This is a genomic window from Marinomonas sp. (assembly GCF_965225885.1).
Lineage (GTDB): Bacteria > Pseudomonadota > Gammaproteobacteria > Pseudomonadales > Marinomonadaceae > Marinomonas.
In genome coordinates, this window is the sequence record NZ_OZ245329.1 from 372,037 (window position 1) to 392,139 (window position 20,103).

Sequence of the window (20,103 nt, forward strand, 5' to 3'; positions counted from 1 at the left end):
TCGGGCATCCTATGGATGTCTTCCACTGGTTCCTTCGGAACATGGTGTAATCACATGGATCCAAAGGTAGTAAAGAGCTAGGTGACGTGGTTCCAAGACGAAAAAACCCCGCCCTGCTTCGCAGGACGAGGTTCTTTTCATTTTAAAGCTTGACGACGACCTACTCTCACATGGGATCTCCCACACTACCATCGGCGATGGCGCTTTTCACTTCTGAGTTCGGGATGGGATCAGGTGGTTCAACGCCTCTATGATCGTCAAGCAATTCTGTTGCGTTTGTTCTGAGGTGCACTGTGTTGTGCGCTGACTTGTTAGGGTTAGCTCGTCTCAAAACACGCGAATACGTGCTTGGATCTTTAACAATTCTGTTTTGAAATAACGTGTATCAAGTATTAAACCGGATCGTATTATGTGTCTTTTTAACGTTTTCGTTAAAACCACTTTGGTGTTATATGGTCAAGCCTCACGAGCAATTAGTATTGGTTAGCTCAATGCCTCACAGCACTTACACACCCAACCTATCAACGTCCTAGTCTCGAACGGCTCTTTAGGGAACTTAAGTTCCAGTGAGATCTTATCTTAAGGGAGGCTTCCCGCTTAGATGCTTTCAGCGGTTATCCCGTCCGAACATAGCTACCCGGCAATGCCACTGGCGTGACAACCGGAACACCAGAGGTTCGTCCACTCCGGTCCTCTCGTACTAGGAGCAGCTCCTCTCAAATCTCAAACGTCCACGGCAGATAGGGACCGAACTGTCTCACGACGTTCTAAACCCAGCTCGCGTACCACTTTAAATGGCGAACAGCCATACCCTTGGGACCGGCTTCAGCCCCAGGATGTGATGAGCCGACATCGAGGTGCCAAACACCGCCGTCGATGTGAACTCTTGGGCGGTATCAGCCTGTTATCCCCGGAGTACCTTTTATCCGTTGAGCGATGGCCCTTCCATACAGAACCACCGGATCACTAAGACCTACTTTCGTACCTGCTCGACGTGTCTGTCTCGCAGTTAAGCGTGCTTTTGCCTTTACACTCTATGCATGATTTCCGACCATGCTGAGCACACCTTCGTGCTCCTCCGTTACTCTTTGGGAGGAGACCGCCCCAGTCAAACTACCCACCACACAGTGTCCTCGATCCCGATTAGGGACCTGAGTTAGAACCTCAAACATACCAGGGTGGTATTTCAAGAGTGGCTCCACGCAAACTAGCGTCTGCGCTTCAAAGCCTCCCACCTATCCTACACAAGTAGGTTCAAAGTTCACTGTGAAGCTATAGTAAAGGTTCACGGGGTCTTTCCGTCTAGCCGCGGATACACAGCATCTTCACTGCGATTTCAATTTCACTGAGTCTCGGGTGGAGACAGTGTGGCCATCGTTACGCCATTCGTGCAGGTCGGAACTTACCCGACAAGGAATTTCGCTACCTTAGGACCGTTATAGTTACGGCCGCCGTTTACTTGGGCTTCGATCAAGAGCTTCGCTTGCGCTAACCCCATCAATTAACCTTCAAGCACCGGGCAGGCGTCACACCCTATACGTCCACTTTCGTGTTTGCAGAGTGCTGTGTTTTTAATAAACAGTCGCAGCCACCTGGTATCTTCGACCGACTAGTGCTTACGGAGCAAGTCCTTCACACCGGCCGGCGTACCTTCTCCCGAAGTTACGGTACCATTTTGCCTAGTTCCTTCACCCGAGTTCTCTCAAGCGCCTTGGTATTCTCTACCTGACCACCTGTGTCGGTTTGGGGTACGGTCAATGTATATCTGAAGCTTAGAAGTTTTTCCTGGAAGCATGGCATCAACCACTTCACCCAAAAGAGGGTTCGTCATCAGTTCTCGGCATTCTCTCTTAAAGAGTGACCCGGATTTGCCTAAGTCACTTGCCTACCGCCTTAAACACAGACAACCATCGCTGTGCTGGCCTAGCCTTCTCCGTCTCTCCATCGCAATATACATCGGTACAGGAATATTAACCTGTTTCCCATCGACTACGCATTTCTGCCTCGCCTTAGGGGCCGACTCACCCTGCCCTGATTAACATGGGACAGGAAACCTTGGTCTTCCGGCGGGGGAGTTTTTCACTCCCCTTATCGTTACTCATGTCAACATTCGCACTTCTGATACCTCCAGCCTGCCTTACAGCTTGACCTTCAACGGCTTACAGAACGCTCCTCTACCATGCCTAATAAATTAAGCATCCGTAGCTTCGGTGTACAGTTTGAGCCCCGTTATATCTTCCGCGCAGGCCGACTCGACTAGTGAGCTATTACGCTTTCTTTAAAGGATGGCTGCTTCTAAGCCAACCTCCTAGCTGTCTAAGCCTTCCCACATCGTTTCCCACTTAACTGTAACTTTGGGACCTTAGCTGACGGTCTGGGTTGTTTCCCTTTCCACGACGGACGTTAGCACCCGCCGTGTGTCTCCCGTAATTGCACTCATTGGTATTCGGAGTTTGCATGGGGTTGGTAAGTCGGGATGACCCCCTAGCCCAAACAGTGCTCTACCCCCAATGGTGAGATACGAGGCGCTACCTAAATAGCTTTCGAGGAGAACCAGCTATCTCCGAGCTTGATTAGCCTTTCACTCCTATCCACAAGTCATCCCCAGCCTTTTCAACGGATGTGGGTTCGGTCCTCCAGTTGATGTTACTCAACCTTCAACCTGCTCATGGATAGATCGCCCGGTTTCGGGTCTATTCCCAGCAACTAAACGCCCTATTAAGACTCGGTTTCCCTACGGCTCCACTACATGCTTAACCTTGCTACTGAAAATAAGTCGTTGACCCATTATACAAAAGGTACGCAGTCACGGAACAAGTCCGCTCCCACTGCTTGTACGTACACGGTTTCAGGATCTATTTCACTCCCCTCACAGGGGTTCTTTTCGCCTTTCCCTCACGGTACTGGTTCACTATCGGTCAGTCAGGAGTATTTAGCCTTGGAGGATGGTCCCCCCATATTCAGACAGGATAACACGTGTCCCGTCCTACTCGTTTTCATGATTAGGGTGTTTTCGTATACGGGGCTATCACCCTCTATCGCGGCACTTTCCAGAGCCTTCTACTAACACCAAAACCACTTAAGGGCTAATCCCCTTTCGCTCGCCGCTACTTAGGGAATCTCGGTTGATTTCTTTTCCTCCGGGTACTTAGATGTTTCAGTTCCCCGGGTTCGCCTCCACACAGCTATGTATTCACTGTGGGATACTCTACAAGTAGAGTGGGTTTCCCCATTCGGACATGTTCGGATCAAAGCCTGTTTATCGACTCCCCGAACCTTTTCGCAGATTACCACGTCCTTCATCGCCTCTGACTGCCAAGGCATCCACCGTGCACGCTTGGTCACTTGACCATATAACCCAAAATAGTTTCCACTCAAAAGAGTGTAATATTAAGAATCACATACCAAAGGGCTTTTGTACCCCTCTGGATTTACGATAATAGAAGTCACTAAGCTGTTATCCTTAAAGAATAAGAGCAAGTAAACTTCCACCGGTTTAACGCTTGATTCATCGTTATTTCAAAATTCGAATTGTTAAAGAGCAAGTTTAGTGCAAAGCACTAAGTCAGATGCTTGATGGTTAAACCATTCAAACCTCTTGCTTAGAACTCTGTGCTAATGCTTTTAAGATAGGTATCAGATAATTTGTGTGAACGCTCACCAGAGGTTTCTATCGTTTAAGGAGGTGATCCAGCCCCAGGTTCCCCTAGGGCTACCTTGTTACGACTTCACCCCAGTCATTGACCACTCCGTGGTAACCGCCATCCCCGAAGGGTTAAGCTAGCTACTTCTGGAGCAATCAACTCCCATGGTGTGACGGGCGGTGTGTACAAGGCCCGGGAACGTATTCACCGTGGCATTCTGATCCACGATTACTAGCGATTCCGACTTCATGGAGTCGAGTTGCAGACTCCAATCCGGACTACGACGTACTTTCTGGGATTCGCTCACTATCGCTAGCTCGCAGCCCTCTGTATACGCCATTGTAGCACGTGTGTAGCCCTACTCGTAAGGGCCATGATGACTTGACGTCGTCCCCACCTTCCTCCGGTTTGTCACCGGCAGTCTCCTTAAAGTTCCCACCCGAAGTGCTGGCAAATAAGGATAAGGGTTGCGCTCGTTACGGGACTTAACCCAACATTTCACAACACGAGCTGACGACAGCCATGCAGCACCTGTCTCAGTGTTCCCGAAGGCACTCCAAAATCTCTTCTGGATTCACTGGATGTCAAGAGTAGGTAAGGTTCTTCGCGTTGCGTCGAATTAAACCACATGCTCCACCGCTTGTGCGGGCCCCCGTCAATTCATTTGAGTTTTAACCTTGCGGCCGTACTCCCCAGGCGGTCTACTTATTGCGTTAGCTGCGCCACTAAGTCATTACAACCCAACGGCTAGTAGACATCGTTTACGGCGTGGACTACCAGGGTATCTAATCCTGTTTGCTCCCCACGCTTTCGCACCTCAGTGTCAGTATTAGTCCAGGGTGTCGCCTTCGCCACTGATGTTCCTTCCTATATCTACGCATTTCACCGCTACACAGGAAATTCCACACCCCTCTACCATACTCTAGCCTGCCAGTATCGGGTGCAATTCCAAGGTTGAGCCCTGGGATTTCACATCCGACTTAACAAACCACCTACGCGCGCTTTACGCCCAGTAATTCCGATTAACGCTTGCACCCTCTGTATTACCGCGGCTGCTGGCACAGAGTTAGCCGGTGCTTCTTCTGGGGCTAACGTCAAAATAACTAGGTATTAACTAGTTACCCTTCCTCACCCCTGAAAGTGCTTTACAACCCTAAGGCCTTCTTCACACACGCGGCATGGCTGGATCAGGCTTGCGCCCATTGTCCAATATTCCCCACTGCTGCCTCCCGTAGGAGTCTGGGCCGTGTCTCAGTCCCAGTGTGACTGGCCATCCTCTCAGACCAGTTAAAGATCGTCGCCTTGGTAGGCCTTTACCCTACCAACTAGCTAATCTTACGCAGGCTCATCTAATAGCGGAAGGCTCCGAAGAGTCCCCTCCTTTCCCCCTTAGGGCGTATGCGGTATTAGCATGCGTTTCCACATGTTGTCCCCCTCTACTAGGCAGATTCCTACGCGTTACTCACCCGTCCGCCGCTCGTCAGCAGGAGCAAGCTCCCCTGTTACCGCTCGACTTGCATGTGTTAAGCCTGCCGCCAGCGTTCAATCTGAGCCATGATCAAACTCTTCAGTTTAATTTTTAAACTCATACTTAAAAGTAAAAGTTTGCCTGCTCAAAATCTATTACACTAACAATAACTTAATCATTTCATCACCCCGAAAGATAACAAAACAACATAAAGCGAATTGACGTGTTAGACGTTTCGCAAGACTTCAATTTTTTTGATCATCTCGAACCAGTCAAAAACTAATCCGGACAATCTTCTGAAGCCTCCAGCGAGCGCCCACACAAATTATCTGATTATCTATTTTAAAGAGCGTGCTAACTTGAATCACCAATCAGGTAACAACCTAATCAGTTGAACTTGGTCTTCGTTGCTCTGAAGCCTTGTCCGTGTCAGCGAGGGCGTATATTAAGGATCTACAGATTTTTTGCAACCCTTTTTTGAGGTTTTTTATCATTTTGTCATATTTATTTGCTTCATCCTCAAAAACTGATTACGCAGTGATCAAAGGACACGAGAAAGGCCATTATTTGTACAAATAATGGCCTTTCTATTTCAAATACATCAATCTATTTTGTTATGAACTGGCCGAAAGTTCTCGACGACGTTTTACTTCATAAACAATCGCTAACAGGATAGTAATAGAAATCATCACCAACCCCAGAGCATTTACCGCTGGAGTTAAACCCGTTCTCACTTTAGATGCGATATAAACAGTCAAGGTTGTGTCGTAACCTTTAACAAACAAGGTTGTGTTGTAGTTTTCAAACGATTGCAAAAACGCAATTGCTGCCGCTGAAATAATAGCTGGCTTTAAATAAGGCAAAAGAATACGTCGGAACGCTTGCCATTGAGTTGCCCCCAAACTTAACGCTGCATTTTCAAGCGTACGATCGAATCGCTGCAACCGAGCTAACACCATCAACATGACATAAGCTGCAATAAAGGTGGTTTGCGCAACGACGGTTAGAAAGACACCTCCACTCACAGACAATCCCTTCCAAAAGATCAGCGTTGAAATACCCACAATCACACCCGGTGTTAATAAAGGCGACATCATCAAGGTATAAATAAAAGTCTTCCCTTTGCCTTGTACAGTGGATAAAAACAACGCGCAACAAATACCAATCGGTACAGCAACTACTAAAACACCAGCCGCTACGACAATACTTGTCCACAATGCATTCCACATAGCACCATCTTGAGCGAGCGCCTCAAACCATTTAAACGTTGCGCCTTTCCAAGGAGAAACAGTAGGGAAACGGCTGTCGTTAAAAGTTGCTAAGCCCATAATTATGAGCGGAGTGAATAAGTAGACAAAAAATACGCCAATATAAAAGCGCACAGCGAATCGCATAATAGTTTCAGATTTCATTTTGCTATGTCCCCCAAACCGACTTTAAAGACACGCATCACTAAGGCAATAAAACCAATACAGATCACTAACAACAAGAATGCATACGCCGCGCCTTGGTTCCAATCTCCACCTTCAAAAAACCAATTATATATAATTTGAGTAAACCAACGGCTACCGGGAGAACCTAATAATGCTGGAACAGCGTAACTTCCCGCTGCCAACATAAAGGTCATAATGCAACCCGTTGCAATCCCCGGCTTAGCATGTGGAATAACCACTCGCCAATGTGTACGAATCCATCCTGCGCCCAAATTACGCGCGGCTTTAATTTGATTGGTATCCAAACTTTCGATGGCATTATAAATAGGAAAAATCATGAACAAAATATAAGCATAAACCATACCGATCAGTACGCCACCATCACCCGATAAGAATCGTATTGGACGATCAATAAAACCCAACCCCAACAACAAAGCATTCAGCGGTCCTTTATAGGCAAGAATGATGTACCAAGAAAACGTACGCAGAATTTCATTAATCCAAAATGGAATGATCAATAGGAGCAAACATAAAGCCGCTTTCTGAGGTGTGGCGACTTTTGCCAGATAAAAAGCAATTGGATAGCTAACCAACAACGTTAATCCTGTTACCAGCACACTAGACCAGATGGTTTTAAAGAAGATCTTAAGGTGAATCTGGTTTCTAAAAAACGTTTGATAATTCTCTAACGAATAAATATCTTTGGGACCACCAATGTCAGCGGGCAACAAGCTTGGGCGCAGAGAATAGTCAACCATCAAGAGCTGCGGCAAAATTACTAAAGCAATAAGCCAGATAGTAATCATACCGAGGACGCCAACCGCTAAGCCACTGCCAAATCTCGCCCTCAGTTGACTAAACATGACCGCCTCCACCAATAACAATGGCATCTTGCTCATTATAAGAAAGACTTACAGGTGCACCTTTTTTCAACGATTCAGAAAACTGATGAGTACCAAGCTGAATAGACAAAGCTTGATTTGCTGGCGTATTAGCGTTCAACGTTAAATATGCACCTTCAAAGTTCACTTCATCAATAATGGCTTTTAGCGTATGCATACCATTTTCCGCTTGAAGCCGGAAATGTTCAGGTCGAATGAAAAGAGTCGCTTCGTCACCGATATTAATATTGCTTTGAGAGCGCCCGACTAACTTTCCCAATGGGCCGCAGTCCAATACCGTAAAATCAGAACCAGATTCCACCACTTTACCTTGAACACCGTTATTTTCGCCAACAAACGAGGCAACAAAAGCAGTATGAGGATCGCGATATAACGTAATAGGGTCTGCTACTTGCTGAATTCGTCCCGCCGACATAACCGCGACTCTATCCGACATAGTCAAAGCTTCGCCTTGGTCGTGGGTTATATAGATGAAGGTAATGCCCGTTTTACGCTGTATGGCTTTTAATTCGGTGCGCATATGTTGGCGTAATTTTAAATCTAGCGCCGACAATGGCTCATCGAGCAACAATACTTGCGGCTCAACAGCCAAGGCACGAGCAATGGCAATACGCTGTTTTTGCCCTCCAGAAAGTTCTGAGACTTTCTTTGTCCCACTGCCTTCCAAGGCAACCAATTCAAGCAAGCGATCCGATGCTTTCTTGCGCTCACTTTTCGAAACGCCGCGAACCTCGAGGCCGAACTCAATATTTTCGGCCACTGTCATCAGAGGAAAAAGTGCGAGGTTTTGAAAAATCATCGAGGTTGGGCGCTTATTAGCTGGTACGCCGCGCATACTCTGTCCGCCGATTTTAATGTCACCCTGAGTCGGATCGATAAATCCGCTAATCATATTAAGAATCGTGGTTTTTCCACAGCCAGAAGGGCCTAAAAAACTAAAAAACTCGCCAGATTCAATTTTCAAATCGGTTTGTTGTATGGCGGTAAAGTCACCAAACTGCATGATGGTATTATCTAGGTGAACACTGCTATCCATTTTTCTCTCACTAATTATTTTTCTCGATACGATTTTTCGATATAAAAAAGCCCCTTGTGCATAAATGGCACGCAGGGGCTTTCAAAGCTATGCAGACAGGTAACGGTCTTGATATTCGTTGCGCAGTGATAAATACCAAGCTTCTTGGATCGGCCACCACCAAAGGTTAGCAAGATCTTGCTGGCTGTACGATTCTTGGAAGAATTGTTTCGTTGCTGCTGGTAATAACGCATCCGCACCTTTCGATGTAGAATTATAACCCGTCGCTTTAACAAACATTGCGCCTGCTTCTGGTGTGTAATACCAGTTAATGAATTCGTAGACAGAATCTACATTATTGGCATTTTTCGGAATAACAAAGCCTTCCATCCATGCTAATGCACCTTCTTTTGGCGCGCCATAGGCAATAGGTTCACCTTCGGACTTCAGTTTGAATGCAGTGCTATCCCAAGTTTGGCCAATCGTCGCGCCATTTGTACGGAAGGCACCTTGCGCTTCGTTTTCTGTCGACCAATATTGAGCAATAGCAGATTTGTGCTCAACAGCGACTTTCAAAATTACATCGAAATTTGCACGCATGGCTTTTTCGTTTTTATACGAATCTAGCAATGGGAAAGGAAGCTTATCTGCTTTTTCTAACCAAAGGCCGATACCAACCAGTGCAGAGTGGCCACGAACCGTAACGCCACCAGCATTTTCCGGTAACCAAAGGTCACCATAACTTAGCTCTTTGCTTATTTTTGCGTCATTTTTGTTATAAGCAATCGCTTCTGTGCCCCAATCAGATGGAGCAAAGTAGCGCTTACCTTTTACAACACCGCCCACATCAGAGCCAGACAAAGCACTATCTAGACAGCCTTTCCAGTTAACTCTTTTTACATCAAGAGGCTGCACCAAATCGTAGTCAACAAAACCAGGAACACGGTCAACAGTTGGCATAATAATATCGAAGCCAGTTCCATCTGTAGCGCGCAGTGAGTTCATCAATTCATCGTTTGTACCGTACGGTGTAAACGTCGCATTGATTCCGGTTTTTGCTTTGAAATCCGATAACATTTCATCAGTAATGTAACCAGCCCACGCATAAATACGTAGCTCTTTGTTCGCAGCAATGGCTTTATTAATGGAAAATGGTGTAGCGGCAACAGCGCCTGCAACAGAGGCGCCTTTCACGAATTGGCGACGAGAAAGGGTCATTCTTGAGCTCCTTTGGTTCTATATGTTTGTTTTACAGTTAAAAAACGTCTCATTTTTTATAAAGTATCTCAACACTTAAAAACTTCTTAATTAAACGCTTATTTAATTACTCTCCTAATTTAATACAAAATAATGACAAAAAAGTGACTATGAACGTTTTTTTACAGATACCCTATTTTAGATCCTAACAATGACGCTAATAGTCAATAACACAGCGCTTTTAGACATCTTTATTTAAAACAACCTCGATTTATCTCCAATCTTTTATTAGATGCTTTGTCACATTTTTGTCATATATTCCTATTACTGTAGCCGTATTCCTACAAACGTCTATCTTCGAGCAGGTGCTGGATTGAAAATATCCCATGTAACACGAACTACAACAGCGAGCTATTTGGTCATTGCTGCAATGCTGGTTGCCTTATTGTTGTGGAGCTTAATGAAATTCAGTGACGCTTTTGAACAAAGCGACACTTACACTCAAGTATGGTCATACGCTTCTATCGATTTGAAGCAGCAAATAGAAGGCTACCTATCTACTGGAGAAGCATCGGCTCTACAAAACTCACAAGAGTTTATTGAGAACAAAATTCGTCCCGCATTGAACGCATTACCCGACACCATCAAAGACCCTGTTAACGGCCAATTGACTGAAATAGAAAAGAGCCTCCAATCTGATGTTAGAGCGGCAGGAAAACTCTCTGGCAATCCATACGCATTGATCGAAAATAATGAAAGGCAAACCTTATTATCACTGGATACTTTGGCTGATAAGGTCGCATTATTTCAATCCAAACATGATCTGCAATCCGCAGCAATTTACCTAGCTAGCCAAGCTTTGCTATATGCCGACCTTGCTCATATGAGTGATGCCAAAGACAACTATCTCGCAAAAAACACAGCGGACAATAAACAGCGTTTAGTCGATGCCATTGGAGTATTCCAATCTCATATTACTGATTTTAATCAACTTCCCATACTGGCATTAAATGAAAAGAACGATACCGATTCTGGTGATGATTTATCATCCTTAATGGGCTGGGCAAGCGACTCAGAAGACACGGAGGAAGTGGCCGATCCCCTAGAAGAAACCAAAAGCGAACTGCATACTTGGTCAAGCCGCTATTTAAAAGACGTTGATTCTAGCCTTATTAATATCCAACAAGCTGTCACAGCTCAAAACAAGATTCGATCGCTAATAAGTCAACTTGAAGAAATTTTAAAGGCTGGTACTGAGGACATTAAGGAAAGCGCTGAAGCCACTCAAGAACAAACGTTAATGGCGTTTTCTCTCTTCGTTATTTTGATGATCTTAACTACCATTTCAGTGCATATTTTTCAAAACAGAGTCGTGGTAAAAAGTGCTCGGGATTTATACACGGCAGTGAAAGACTTAGTCGAACACCAAAACATCAATACCCTTAAAGTTGGAAAGAATAAAAACGAGCTGTCAGATGTCGCTCATTATTTAAATCGTTACTTAGAACAAATCGCCGTACAACGACAGCAACGAGATACTGAACTAAACAACATCTCTCTCTCGCTTAATGAGATGCTAAATGCCTTTGGACAAGTACATGAATTAAGCACGGCATCTCGACACGAATTGGATGACACACTAAACATGTCAAACCAAGTCGAAACGCTCGCGAGCAAAGCCGAAGTGCGCGCTCAAGAAGTGGCAAATTATGCTGCTGAAACCAATACAGCCATGTCACACAGTGTAAACCAAGCTGCATCATTAGCTCTTGCTAATCAAACAACGGTTGAGCGACTTAATAGCAGTAAAAAGGCATTAACTAGTTTAAGCTCATCCGTATCCAGTGCATCCTCCATTGTGAGCGGTATCAGAGATATCTCAGAGCAAACCAACCTACTTGCACTCAATGCTGCCATAGAAGCAGCTCGAGCAGGCGATCATGGTCGAGGCTTTGCTGTGGTTGCCTCCGAAGTGAGAACATTATCTACAAGAACCCAACAATCCCTAGAAGAGATCACTAAGATCTTTTCACAGCTCACATCAGCAACAGATAAACTCATCCAGAATATAGACCTAATTGAAACAGCCTCAGTTGAGCAAATAGATTTGACCCATGCACTTGGCCAATCGGCTCAAGATATTCTTGAGAAATCTAAGCAATCGAGCCATTTAGCGAAAAAGGCAACGGGCTATGCGGCAGAACAAAAACTAGGTATGAATAAGCTAAATAGCGCTGTTGTTAAAGTAAGAGAACAAGCTAACGAGTCCGAAGAGTTTATGGCTGGCATGACGCATAACATCAAACAGAAGATTCAAGACATCACGACAACATTGGGTATCAACTAGCTCCCAAGATCAGCGTCTTATCTAAAGTAAAGAATCAACAGATACAAAAAATCCAGCCGCAGCTGGATTTTTTAACATCTAGAATACAAAGAAAAAGCTTAGAACAAAACGCGCGCTTTAACCGTTCCTTCCACTTCTTTCACTTTCTCAAGTGCCAATTCGCCCTCTTCTGCATCCACATCCATTACCATGTAGCCAAGCTTCTCCGTTGTACGAAGGTACTGACCGGTAATGTTGATGTTGTTTTCAGAGAAGATCGCGTTGATCTTAGAAAGCACACCTGGACGGTTTTCATGAATGTGAAGAATACGGTGGTTATCGGCCTGCGATGGCAATGCCACTTCTGGGAAGTTAACCGCAGCTGTCGTAGTACCAACATCAGAGTATTTAATTAGCTTCTCAGCCACTTCAATACCGATGTTCTCTTGCGCTTCCATTGTGCTGCCGCCGATATGAGGCGTTAAGATCACATTGTCTAAACCACGGAGCGGTGAAACGAACTCTTCGTCGTTACCTTTAGGCTCCACAGGGAATACATCGACGGCTGCGCCACCTAAATCTCCAGACTTAATAGCTTCAGCCACAGCGTCTAGATCGGCAACTGTTCCACGAGAAGCGTTAATGAAGATAGAACCCTTCTTCATTTGAGACACTTCTTTCGCGCTAATCATCATTTTAGTCGAATTCGTTTCTGGCACATGCAAACTGATAATGTCACTGGTAGACAGCAATTCTTTCAAGCTCTTAATCTGACGCGCATTACCAAGAGGTAATTTAGTAACGATATCGTAAAAGCATACTTCCATGCCTAATGATTCAGCCAAAACGCTCAATTGAGTACCGATGCTGCCGTAACCGATAATACCCAAACGCTTACCACGAGTTTCGAAAGAGCCCGCAGCAGACTTAATCCAACCACCACGATGACATGCCGCGTTTTTCGCAGGAATGCCTCGAAATAATAGAATTAATTGACCAAGAACTAGCTCCGCAACACTTCGAGTATTGGAGTATGGCGCGTTGAAGACAACAATACCTTTCTCACTTGCTGCATCGAGATCTACTTGGTTCGTACCAATGCAGAAACAACCAATGGCAACCAGTTTGTTCGCATGTTCTAAAACATTCGCTGTTAACTGAGTACGAGATCGAATACCTATAAAATGCGCTTCCGAGATTTTCTCGATCAACTCATCTTCTGCTAGTGCAGTTTTATGATATTCAATGTTGGTATAGCCTGCGTCATGCAATGCATCCAATGCAGATTGATGAACGCCTTCTAATAACAAGATTTTGATTTTGTCTTTGTCTAGTGAGTTATTACTCATGGCTCGTTCGACTTCTCTTTGGTGGTGGGGGAAAAAGTTGCAGTATCTTAACACAGAATAATACGTAACCTAATGCCGCTAGAGGAAAGTCTTTCATTATGAGAAGAGCAATCCTCATAGCAGCCTAGTTCATCCTATTACGCTTGTATTTTTCTCTGCAAATACACGCCAGTTTCAACATGATGCGTATAAGGGAACTGGTCAAACATGGCGTATCGAACCACTTCATGGGTGCTCGACAGGGCTTCTAAATTTGCTTTCAGTGTTTCAGGATTACAAGAAATATAAAGAATGGAGTCTATCTTACGAATCAATTCAACCGTCGCATCATCCAAGCCTGCGCGTGGTGGATCAACCAAAACCACCGATGGAGTAAGCTCGCTGACGCCCGCTTGAACCAAGCTCTTAGGCAGCTCGACGTCGCCATTCAAAGCAGCGGACACATCTTCACTGGCCATTTTAACCACTTGAACATTATGCATGCCATTGATAGCAATATTTAGCTGCGCAGAATTAACTGACACTTTCGAGATTTCGGTCGCAACAACGCGATCAAAACGACGAGCTAGAGGAATAGAAAAGTTACCATTACCACAATACATTTCTAACAAATCACCCGAGGCGTCTTTCGTGACATCCAGCGCCCACTCTAACATTTTTTCACTGATACCAGCATTAGGCTGAGTGAAGCTATTTTCAACTTGTTGATAATGAAACTTCTGCCCATTGACAGTTAACGTTTCCATCACAAAATCACGAGTGATAATTTGCTTTTTCTTACGGCTACGACCAATAAAATGGCAAGCAGGAAAGACATCGTTTAACTCTTGTACGGCGGCATTCCATTCATCATCAATCGGTTTGTGATAAAGCAAGCTGATCAAGGCTTCACCGGTAGTCGTCGTTAAAAAGTCCACCTGAAAGAGCTTGTAACGTAAAACAGGAATATCCCGAACCGCATCAAGCAGCTTTGGCATCAACTCATTAATAAGACTAGATGCTGCGAGAAATTGATCGGTACGAATCGGCGTTCTAGGATCGGCAGAATCAAACATCGCATAATATAAATCATCGCCATCATGCCAAATACGGAACTCAGCTCGCATGCGGTAATGAGTCGGCTTACTCGCAAACACTTCCATCTCAGGTAATGACAAAGTCGCCATTAATTTGGCTAATTCAGCTTGCTTATCTTGCAGCTGCTTTTCATACATTTCTGGTTGGATTTGATCCGGTCTCATGGCTGATTCTCTTGGAAGCGATCGATACTGATTAAGCGCGGCATTATACGAGTTCCCTGTATACAAATCTAATCGCACACAAACAAACAGTGAAATTAGCCAATCCGCTTAATGAAGGTATTTGGGGCCAAGCAAAATGGCTAAAGACAAGGTAAGTGAAAACTTTCCATCATAATCATCATCCGCTTCATGAGTAAATTGAGGAATCACCTGCCCGATTAACCAGTCTTTATAAAGTAAATGCTCATATTGTAAATTGTACAAGAAGCTCTCTGGGTCGAGAGATTGTTTACCAGACTGAAGAAAGCTTAGCTGATAACCGATGCGGTTATTTTCATCCAAACGGTGCTGTACATAGAAATCCTCTCGACCATAAAACTCGCCTTCTTTGTCGAGCCAGGTCACACTAAAATCGCTCCCTAAGTTTAGGTTTGGGCTCACCACATAGCCCACACCAATGCCATAACGCGCCCCAATGCCTTTTGAGTAATAAGCAAAGGCTTCTTGGCTCTGCTTCCAGCTCCACTGTTCTTTTCTGCTGCTTTGATTAAAGCGAAATCGTATAAAAGGATCCAGAGGGAAGTCCACTCGGATACCAGTGTCAATATCCAAGCCAATATCTTCTTTCATATAACGAATGGCGGCTGATACATTGGATTTCAGCGCAGAGTTAACCACGCTATTTTGCTGGGCGGATTCACCTCGCAAGCTTTCTGGCGCTAAAGAGTCAGGCTCTGACTCAATGATCAATCGTAATCTGTCTTGCGTATTGGGAAGTTTCAGTCGAGTACGAAATTCAAAAAAACCCGAGCGCTCGCCTTCCTCTTCACTCAGCACCGAGCCAAATCGAATCTGTAAATTACTATCAGAACGTTGATCACTTTGACTTTGCTTTCCAGACAGGAAGGTATCAATACTTTTAGACCAATCACCAATCGTCTCTGAAACACGCTCATGGGAATATAACCACCATGAAGTGTCATCCGCTTCGTTGTTAATAGGTTCTGCCTGAGGTTCCGTGGCGCTTTCTGCGGAAAACACGAATAAGGGCCAACAAGCCACCAAACAAATCCCTGTTCTTTGCCCCTTACTCAACAGCATAATTTAGAAACCTTTAAGCATTTGCTGAATCATCAACGAAGAATTTTCAGCCGCGACTTTCAGGTATTCTTCAAAACTTTGAGGTGATTCCTTACCAGCAATGTCAGATAAAGAACGTACAACAACAAACGGCGTACCAAACTTATAGCAAACCTGCGCTACAGCGGCCGCTTCCATTTCAACAGCAACCAATTCAGGGAACGTCGCTCGTACCGTTTCAACTCGAACAGGATCGTTCATGAAACTGTCACCCGTTCCAATCAAGCCCACTTTTGCTTGTACTTGAGTAACTTTTTGCAGAGCAGATTTGGCCTGATTAACTAAAACCTCATCAGCAGCGTAAGTCGCAGGCATATTGGGGACTTGACCCATTACATAACCAAAGGCCGTCACATCCACATCATGATGAACAACCTGATCGGATATCACCACATCACCAACTTGTAATTCAGGATCAAAACCACCAGCAGAACCAATATTGATGACATATTCAGGCTTAAACTGAGACAGCAGCAAAGTAGTAGAAACCGCAGCATTTACTTTACCGATACCAGATTTCAGCAAAACAACGTCTTTACCTTCAAAATGCCCAACAAAAAAATCACAACCCGCAATGCTTTGCTCACGAACGTCCGTCATCCACGCCTTGATAACAGCAACTTCTTCGTCCATGGCTCCAATTAATCCTATTACGCTCATTCATTGCTCCTCAAATTTGTATTTTGTTGCATAATTTCTTGTGTAAATAATCGTATTTGAGCGCCAGAATAAGGCTGCTTCATATCGAAAAGTGCCACATTATAAGGCATTTCAGGCCAGCTTTGTAGCGAAAAAAATCGAATTGCAGGAAAAGCAGCCTGAATTGATAGTAAAAGCGTCTGTGGCTGAGGCTCGAGCAACACCACCACCGCATCAGGATGATAGGACAACACCACATGATAATTGGATAAATCTACCAACCATTGAGTTTCTAAATCATATTTCTCTAACTCTGAATACCAAATTGCTTTTGAGACACGACTCCCGCCAATCATCACCCAAGACAAAACGTGTTTATTAGAATGAGTAGGGACAATTCCCTCTAACTCACATGCTTTCGCCAATACCTGATGTAAATTGTAATCAAATGAGCATCCCTGCAAGGTAAAAACATCTGGATCTACTTCAACCGGCAAGGTGCTATTAAGCCAAACAATAGGAAGATCATTACGGTTATATTTGAGCTTAAGAGCTCGGGTCATATCAGCTTGGGCCTCAACGTCTTTATCGCAGCCAATCAATACCGCATTAAATCTTATGACTGCACTAGAGTGGGTAAAAAAACTGTCCGTTGAAACGTATTCTTCTACTTGCAGCCCAAGCCTCACTAAAGTGCCCTTGATCGCACCGGGGTTAGGATAATCGTTTGCAACCCAAGCCATGACCAAATTGGGCTGTAACGGCTTGAGTTGAGAATTATATTCATTTGCTTGCGTTACTAAATTAAGTTGTAGAGCATTATTTTGTAAGGTCTTTTGTTGTCCTCCAAGAGACTCTAACAGCATTTTAATCATCCAGTAAAAGAGAGGTCGGAAAGCCATGTCATGCATTGCTATTATCTCAAGTTCTGCACCATTGAATCGAATCGTTAAACGACGCTCTGCCATGTCATTCGACATCACCATCATAAATAAAACACGAATCAAACTTCTGAACTTTGTATCCACAGCGACGATTCTTGAACCAGACCTGACCGAACAATCCAATAACACTCTATTCGCTTCCACCCCCATTGCCGCCATAACCCGAGCGCTTTCTTGGCAAAAAACATCACCTATTGGCAGGTAAGACACCTCAGTGTCTAGGTCACTAATATCATCTAATACAGAGATCAATAGAACGAGCCAACCTTGTAGGTGCTTGGCATCAATATAACTCGGCAATAAAGAAAGATATGTCAGTTCATTCAATATAACATCCGAGTCTACTTTCTTTTGTAAGGCAGATGACAGCGGCTGCAATTGCTCCAATTGCCAGGTTAAACTGGTTTCTTGGGTCACGTCTTGCCCTACCAGTAACAAACCTCGATAGTCGCTCTCATTCTTAAATGAATACGCTTGCCATTGATATATTCGACCTAGACTATTGTGGGTTAACTCAAAGGAAATACCGACATCACCTTTTAGGGCTTCTTGAATCGGTTGGTGACAAGAAATTGGCATAAAATCAAAAAGCGTTCGCGCTTTGTCTGCGTCAGGAAAAAGGCACTTTGCTTCCGAGTTAATCAACTCAACTTCTGCCACTTCCGTACAAAAAATAATCGCACTGTGTATCGATTCGGCAAGAAGCTTAAACCTGCGCTCTTTGGCATCAATAAAAGCTTTATAGTGATGGCTTTGTAACTGTATTGGCTGCAACTCGCTGTATGGTAATAAAGCTTCCTCGTTGCGATATACAATCGCTTCAAGAGGCTGGAAAATCAATTTCTTGATTTGGAGAAATAACAGAAAACAAGAAAAAAATAAAACAACACCAACTCCAGCAATTAAAGGCAACGCATTGATTAAAACAGCCGAAGAAAAAGAGTGCTTTTGAATGATTTCTAATTGTAAGTCTGCTTGTATAGGCGACACCAAAGGTAAGCGAGAATGCAATGTTGAACCTGACAGATCCACTCCGGTTTTATGCTCTTCAAGCAAGATACGATTATGAGCATTATCATAAATTCGTACAGCACTTACTTGAGCACTTTCAAGCAACTCATTTGCCAACGTCAAGTTATCGTTTAAGGAGATAAACCCATACAAAAAACCAATATTTTCTTGATCAGACGAAAGTAACTTCTTTTTAAACATTAGCAAGATAGAGTTGTCTTGCGTCACAATAGACGCCCATCGGTTAATGAGCCCTTTACCTAATACTGATTGCAAATCCACCTTAGTAAACAAACGCGCCCTAGGATCCATCGAGTGTTTACCATCCATCCACTCAATATAGAAAAAATCCAATCCACCAAAAAACAACACTTCATGGTGACTAAACAGCAAATCTAGCTCACGCCCAGCGGTATAATTACTCAATGAGAGATCTTGACCAATGAATTTCATCTCATCTTCAGCACGCGCCAGATAGCCATTAAAAGCTTGCTCAACAACACGATGCTTCAATGCCAAATTCTGCTCCGCAGCAGTCTGATTTAACACCTCAATGAAATATAGAGTCATCAAGGTAACAGCTATAAAAACAACACAGGCCAATATAAGCACCGTTGAGCGCAAACGGTCCTGTAAACTAATCGTTACTCCAGCCATAGATCAACCGAATAATGATAAGCTTGCTGTACCATCAAGCGTAAACTTTCCGAATCTAACTCTGCAGGTACAAGAATAGAATTAGCAACATAAAGATTTGGCATATTCCTTCCTTCAAGATCTAACTTAATCGCTTCTGCCACCGCGATAGAGAGATCATCTTTCATAAAAAGCACGTTCGCTTTTACTTTGTGGCTTTCTAAATCAACTATACCGCTAGAAGACAGTCCCCAAGTATTCGTTTGTACCTGAGAATTAAAGCCTTTGGCTTGCAGTGCCGCAACAACGCCCTCAGAAATATTCTGTGAACAACTAAAAATAAAGTCTGACGGATTATCTTTTAATAATACTTGAGCAGCCTCAAAAGCGCTGGCCTTATCATCCGATACTGCTCTAATACGACTGACATGACGATTGTACTTCTGCATTTCGTCGAGAAATAAATCACAGCGCATATGACCAAGATAACCAGTTGGCAAAACCAAAGCAGAAATGTTTGTCTCAGGCGGCAGCTGACGCTCTAGATAGCTAGCCAACATAACCGTTGCTTTCTTTTGATCAAAACCGATATACATTAATGGGGAATGATTCATCCAATCCGTTAATGGCGTAGCAAAATCGTACAAAATAACTTTTGGTTTACTGGCACGTAAGAATTTCTCTAAAAAACGACGTTGTACAAAGCCCAACTGAGTCATAATAATATAATCTGGTTGCGCATCCGCCACCTTAAAATAAGGCGATAAATCGCTATCTTGATCGGCAGGTAGAGCGTAAGTGTCTAAACGATAATCAATCGCTAATTCTCGCATACGCTTTCTAAACGTCATTAAAATTGATCTATTTTCGAGAGAATTGATATCGCCAAACAACAGCAAAGCAATTCGTGCCGCCTGCTTTTGAGACACACGTATTGGATTAGGAGGAGAATTAACTATCGTAGTGAATTGTTCAGCCAAAGGACCTTGTCTAGGCATCAACTGATAGAAGTCCTGACTATCCATAAGATCAAGCGCCATATTAGCGGCTTGTACGTTGAAAGCCGCGCTGCCTAGAACAATCCATATAAAAAAAGAACGAAGCCTTCGCATTACCGAGTCCGATGAAACATCATAGAAAAATTATTCTAACCAAGTT

The 20,103-nt window shown here is 44.0% G+C and carries 11 protein-coding genes and 3 rRNA genes; 1 reads left to right on the forward strand and 13 read right to left on the reverse strand.

Going from position 1 to position 20,103, the window contains the following annotated elements; genetic code table 11:
• Positions 1-147: 147 nt before the first annotated feature.
• From rrf to ACO05V_RS01775, 7 genes are all read right to left on the reverse strand, one after another.
• Positions 148-262, reverse strand: a 5S ribosomal RNA gene (rrf, locus tag ACO05V_RS01745).
• Positions 263-452: 190 nt separating this feature from the next.
• A 23S ribosomal RNA gene (locus ACO05V_RS01750) occupies positions 453-3,351 on the reverse strand.
• A 327-nt stretch (positions 3,352-3,678) separates the two neighbouring features.
• A 16S ribosomal RNA gene (locus ACO05V_RS01755) occupies positions 3,679-5,218 on the reverse strand.
• The 16S, 23S and 5S rRNA genes sit together here, the layout of an rRNA operon.
• A 508-nt stretch (positions 5,219-5,726) precedes the next feature.
• Complete coding sequence (locus ACO05V_RS01760; protein ID WP_421846891.1) at positions 5,727-6,524, reverse strand: ABC transporter permease; 798 nt, start codon at positions 6,522-6,524, stop codon at positions 5,727-5,729.
• The gene (locus ACO05V_RS01765; RefSeq protein ID WP_421846893.1) at positions 6,521-7,408 is read right to left on the reverse strand and encodes an ABC transporter permease; all 888 of its coding nucleotides are present in this window, start codon (positions 7,406-7,408) and stop codon (positions 6,521-6,523) included. Before ACO05V_RS01765 ends, ACO05V_RS01760 begins: the two co-directional genes overlap by 4 nt.
• Positions 7,401-8,483: an ABC transporter ATP-binding protein gene (locus tag ACO05V_RS01770; protein WP_421846896.1), complete on the reverse strand. Its 1,083-nt coding sequence runs from the start codon at positions 8,481-8,483 to the stop codon at positions 7,401-7,403. Before ACO05V_RS01770 ends, ACO05V_RS01765 begins: the two co-directional genes overlap by 8 nt.
• Positions 8,484-8,570: 87 nt before the next feature.
• Positions 8,571-9,680: an extracellular solute-binding protein gene (locus tag ACO05V_RS01775; protein WP_421846898.1), complete on the reverse strand. Its 1,110-nt coding sequence runs from the start codon at positions 9,678-9,680 to the stop codon at positions 8,571-8,573.
• A 352-nt stretch (positions 9,681-10,032) separates the two neighbouring features.
• Here ACO05V_RS01775 and ACO05V_RS01780 point away from each other — a divergent pair, with 352 nt between their 5' ends.
• Entirely contained in the window at positions 10,033-12,006 is a 1,974-nt protein-coding gene (locus ACO05V_RS01780; RefSeq protein WP_421846900.1) for a methyl-accepting chemotaxis protein, read from the forward strand.
• A gap of 98 nt (positions 12,007-12,104) precedes the next feature.
• Here ACO05V_RS01780 and serA read toward each other — a convergent pair whose 3' ends face one another.
• The 6 genes from serA to ACO05V_RS01810 form a co-directional block, all read right to left on the reverse strand.
• Positions 12,105-13,334 (reverse strand): phosphoglycerate dehydrogenase, encoded by a 1,230-nt coding sequence (serA, locus tag ACO05V_RS01785; protein WP_421846902.1) that lies wholly within the window; start codon positions 13,332-13,334, stop codon positions 12,105-12,107.
• 137 nt (positions 13,335-13,471) lie between these two features.
• The gene (gene trmA / locus ACO05V_RS01790) at positions 13,472-14,575 is read right to left on the reverse strand and encodes a tRNA (uridine(54)-C5)-methyltransferase TrmA (RefSeq protein WP_421846904.1); all 1,104 of its coding nucleotides are present in this window, start codon (positions 14,573-14,575) and stop codon (positions 13,472-13,474) included.
• Positions 14,576-14,683: 108 nt separating this feature from the next.
• Positions 14,684-15,676 carry a hypothetical protein gene (locus ACO05V_RS01795; protein ID WP_421846906.1) on the reverse strand — a complete coding sequence of 331 codons (993 nt, stop codon included), beginning with the start codon at positions 15,674-15,676 and terminating at the stop codon, positions 14,684-14,686.
• Positions 15,677-15,679: 3 nt separating this feature from the next.
• Complete coding sequence (gene mtnN / locus ACO05V_RS01800) at positions 15,680-16,375, reverse strand: 5'-methylthioadenosine/S-adenosylhomocysteine nucleosidase (RefSeq protein WP_421846908.1); 696 nt, start codon at positions 16,373-16,375, stop codon at positions 15,680-15,682.
• The gene (locus ACO05V_RS01805) at positions 16,372-18,966 is read right to left on the reverse strand and encodes a hypothetical protein (RefSeq protein ID WP_421846910.1); all 2,595 of its coding nucleotides are present in this window, start codon (positions 18,964-18,966) and stop codon (positions 16,372-16,374) included. Before ACO05V_RS01805 ends, mtnN begins: the two co-directional genes overlap by 4 nt.
• Positions 18,954-20,057 carry a substrate-binding domain-containing protein gene (locus ACO05V_RS01810; RefSeq protein ID WP_421846912.1) on the reverse strand — a complete coding sequence of 368 codons (1,104 nt, stop codon included), beginning with the start codon at positions 20,055-20,057 and terminating at the stop codon, positions 18,954-18,956. Before ACO05V_RS01810 ends, ACO05V_RS01805 begins: the two co-directional genes overlap by 13 nt.
• Positions 20,058-20,103 lie beyond the last annotated feature (46 nt).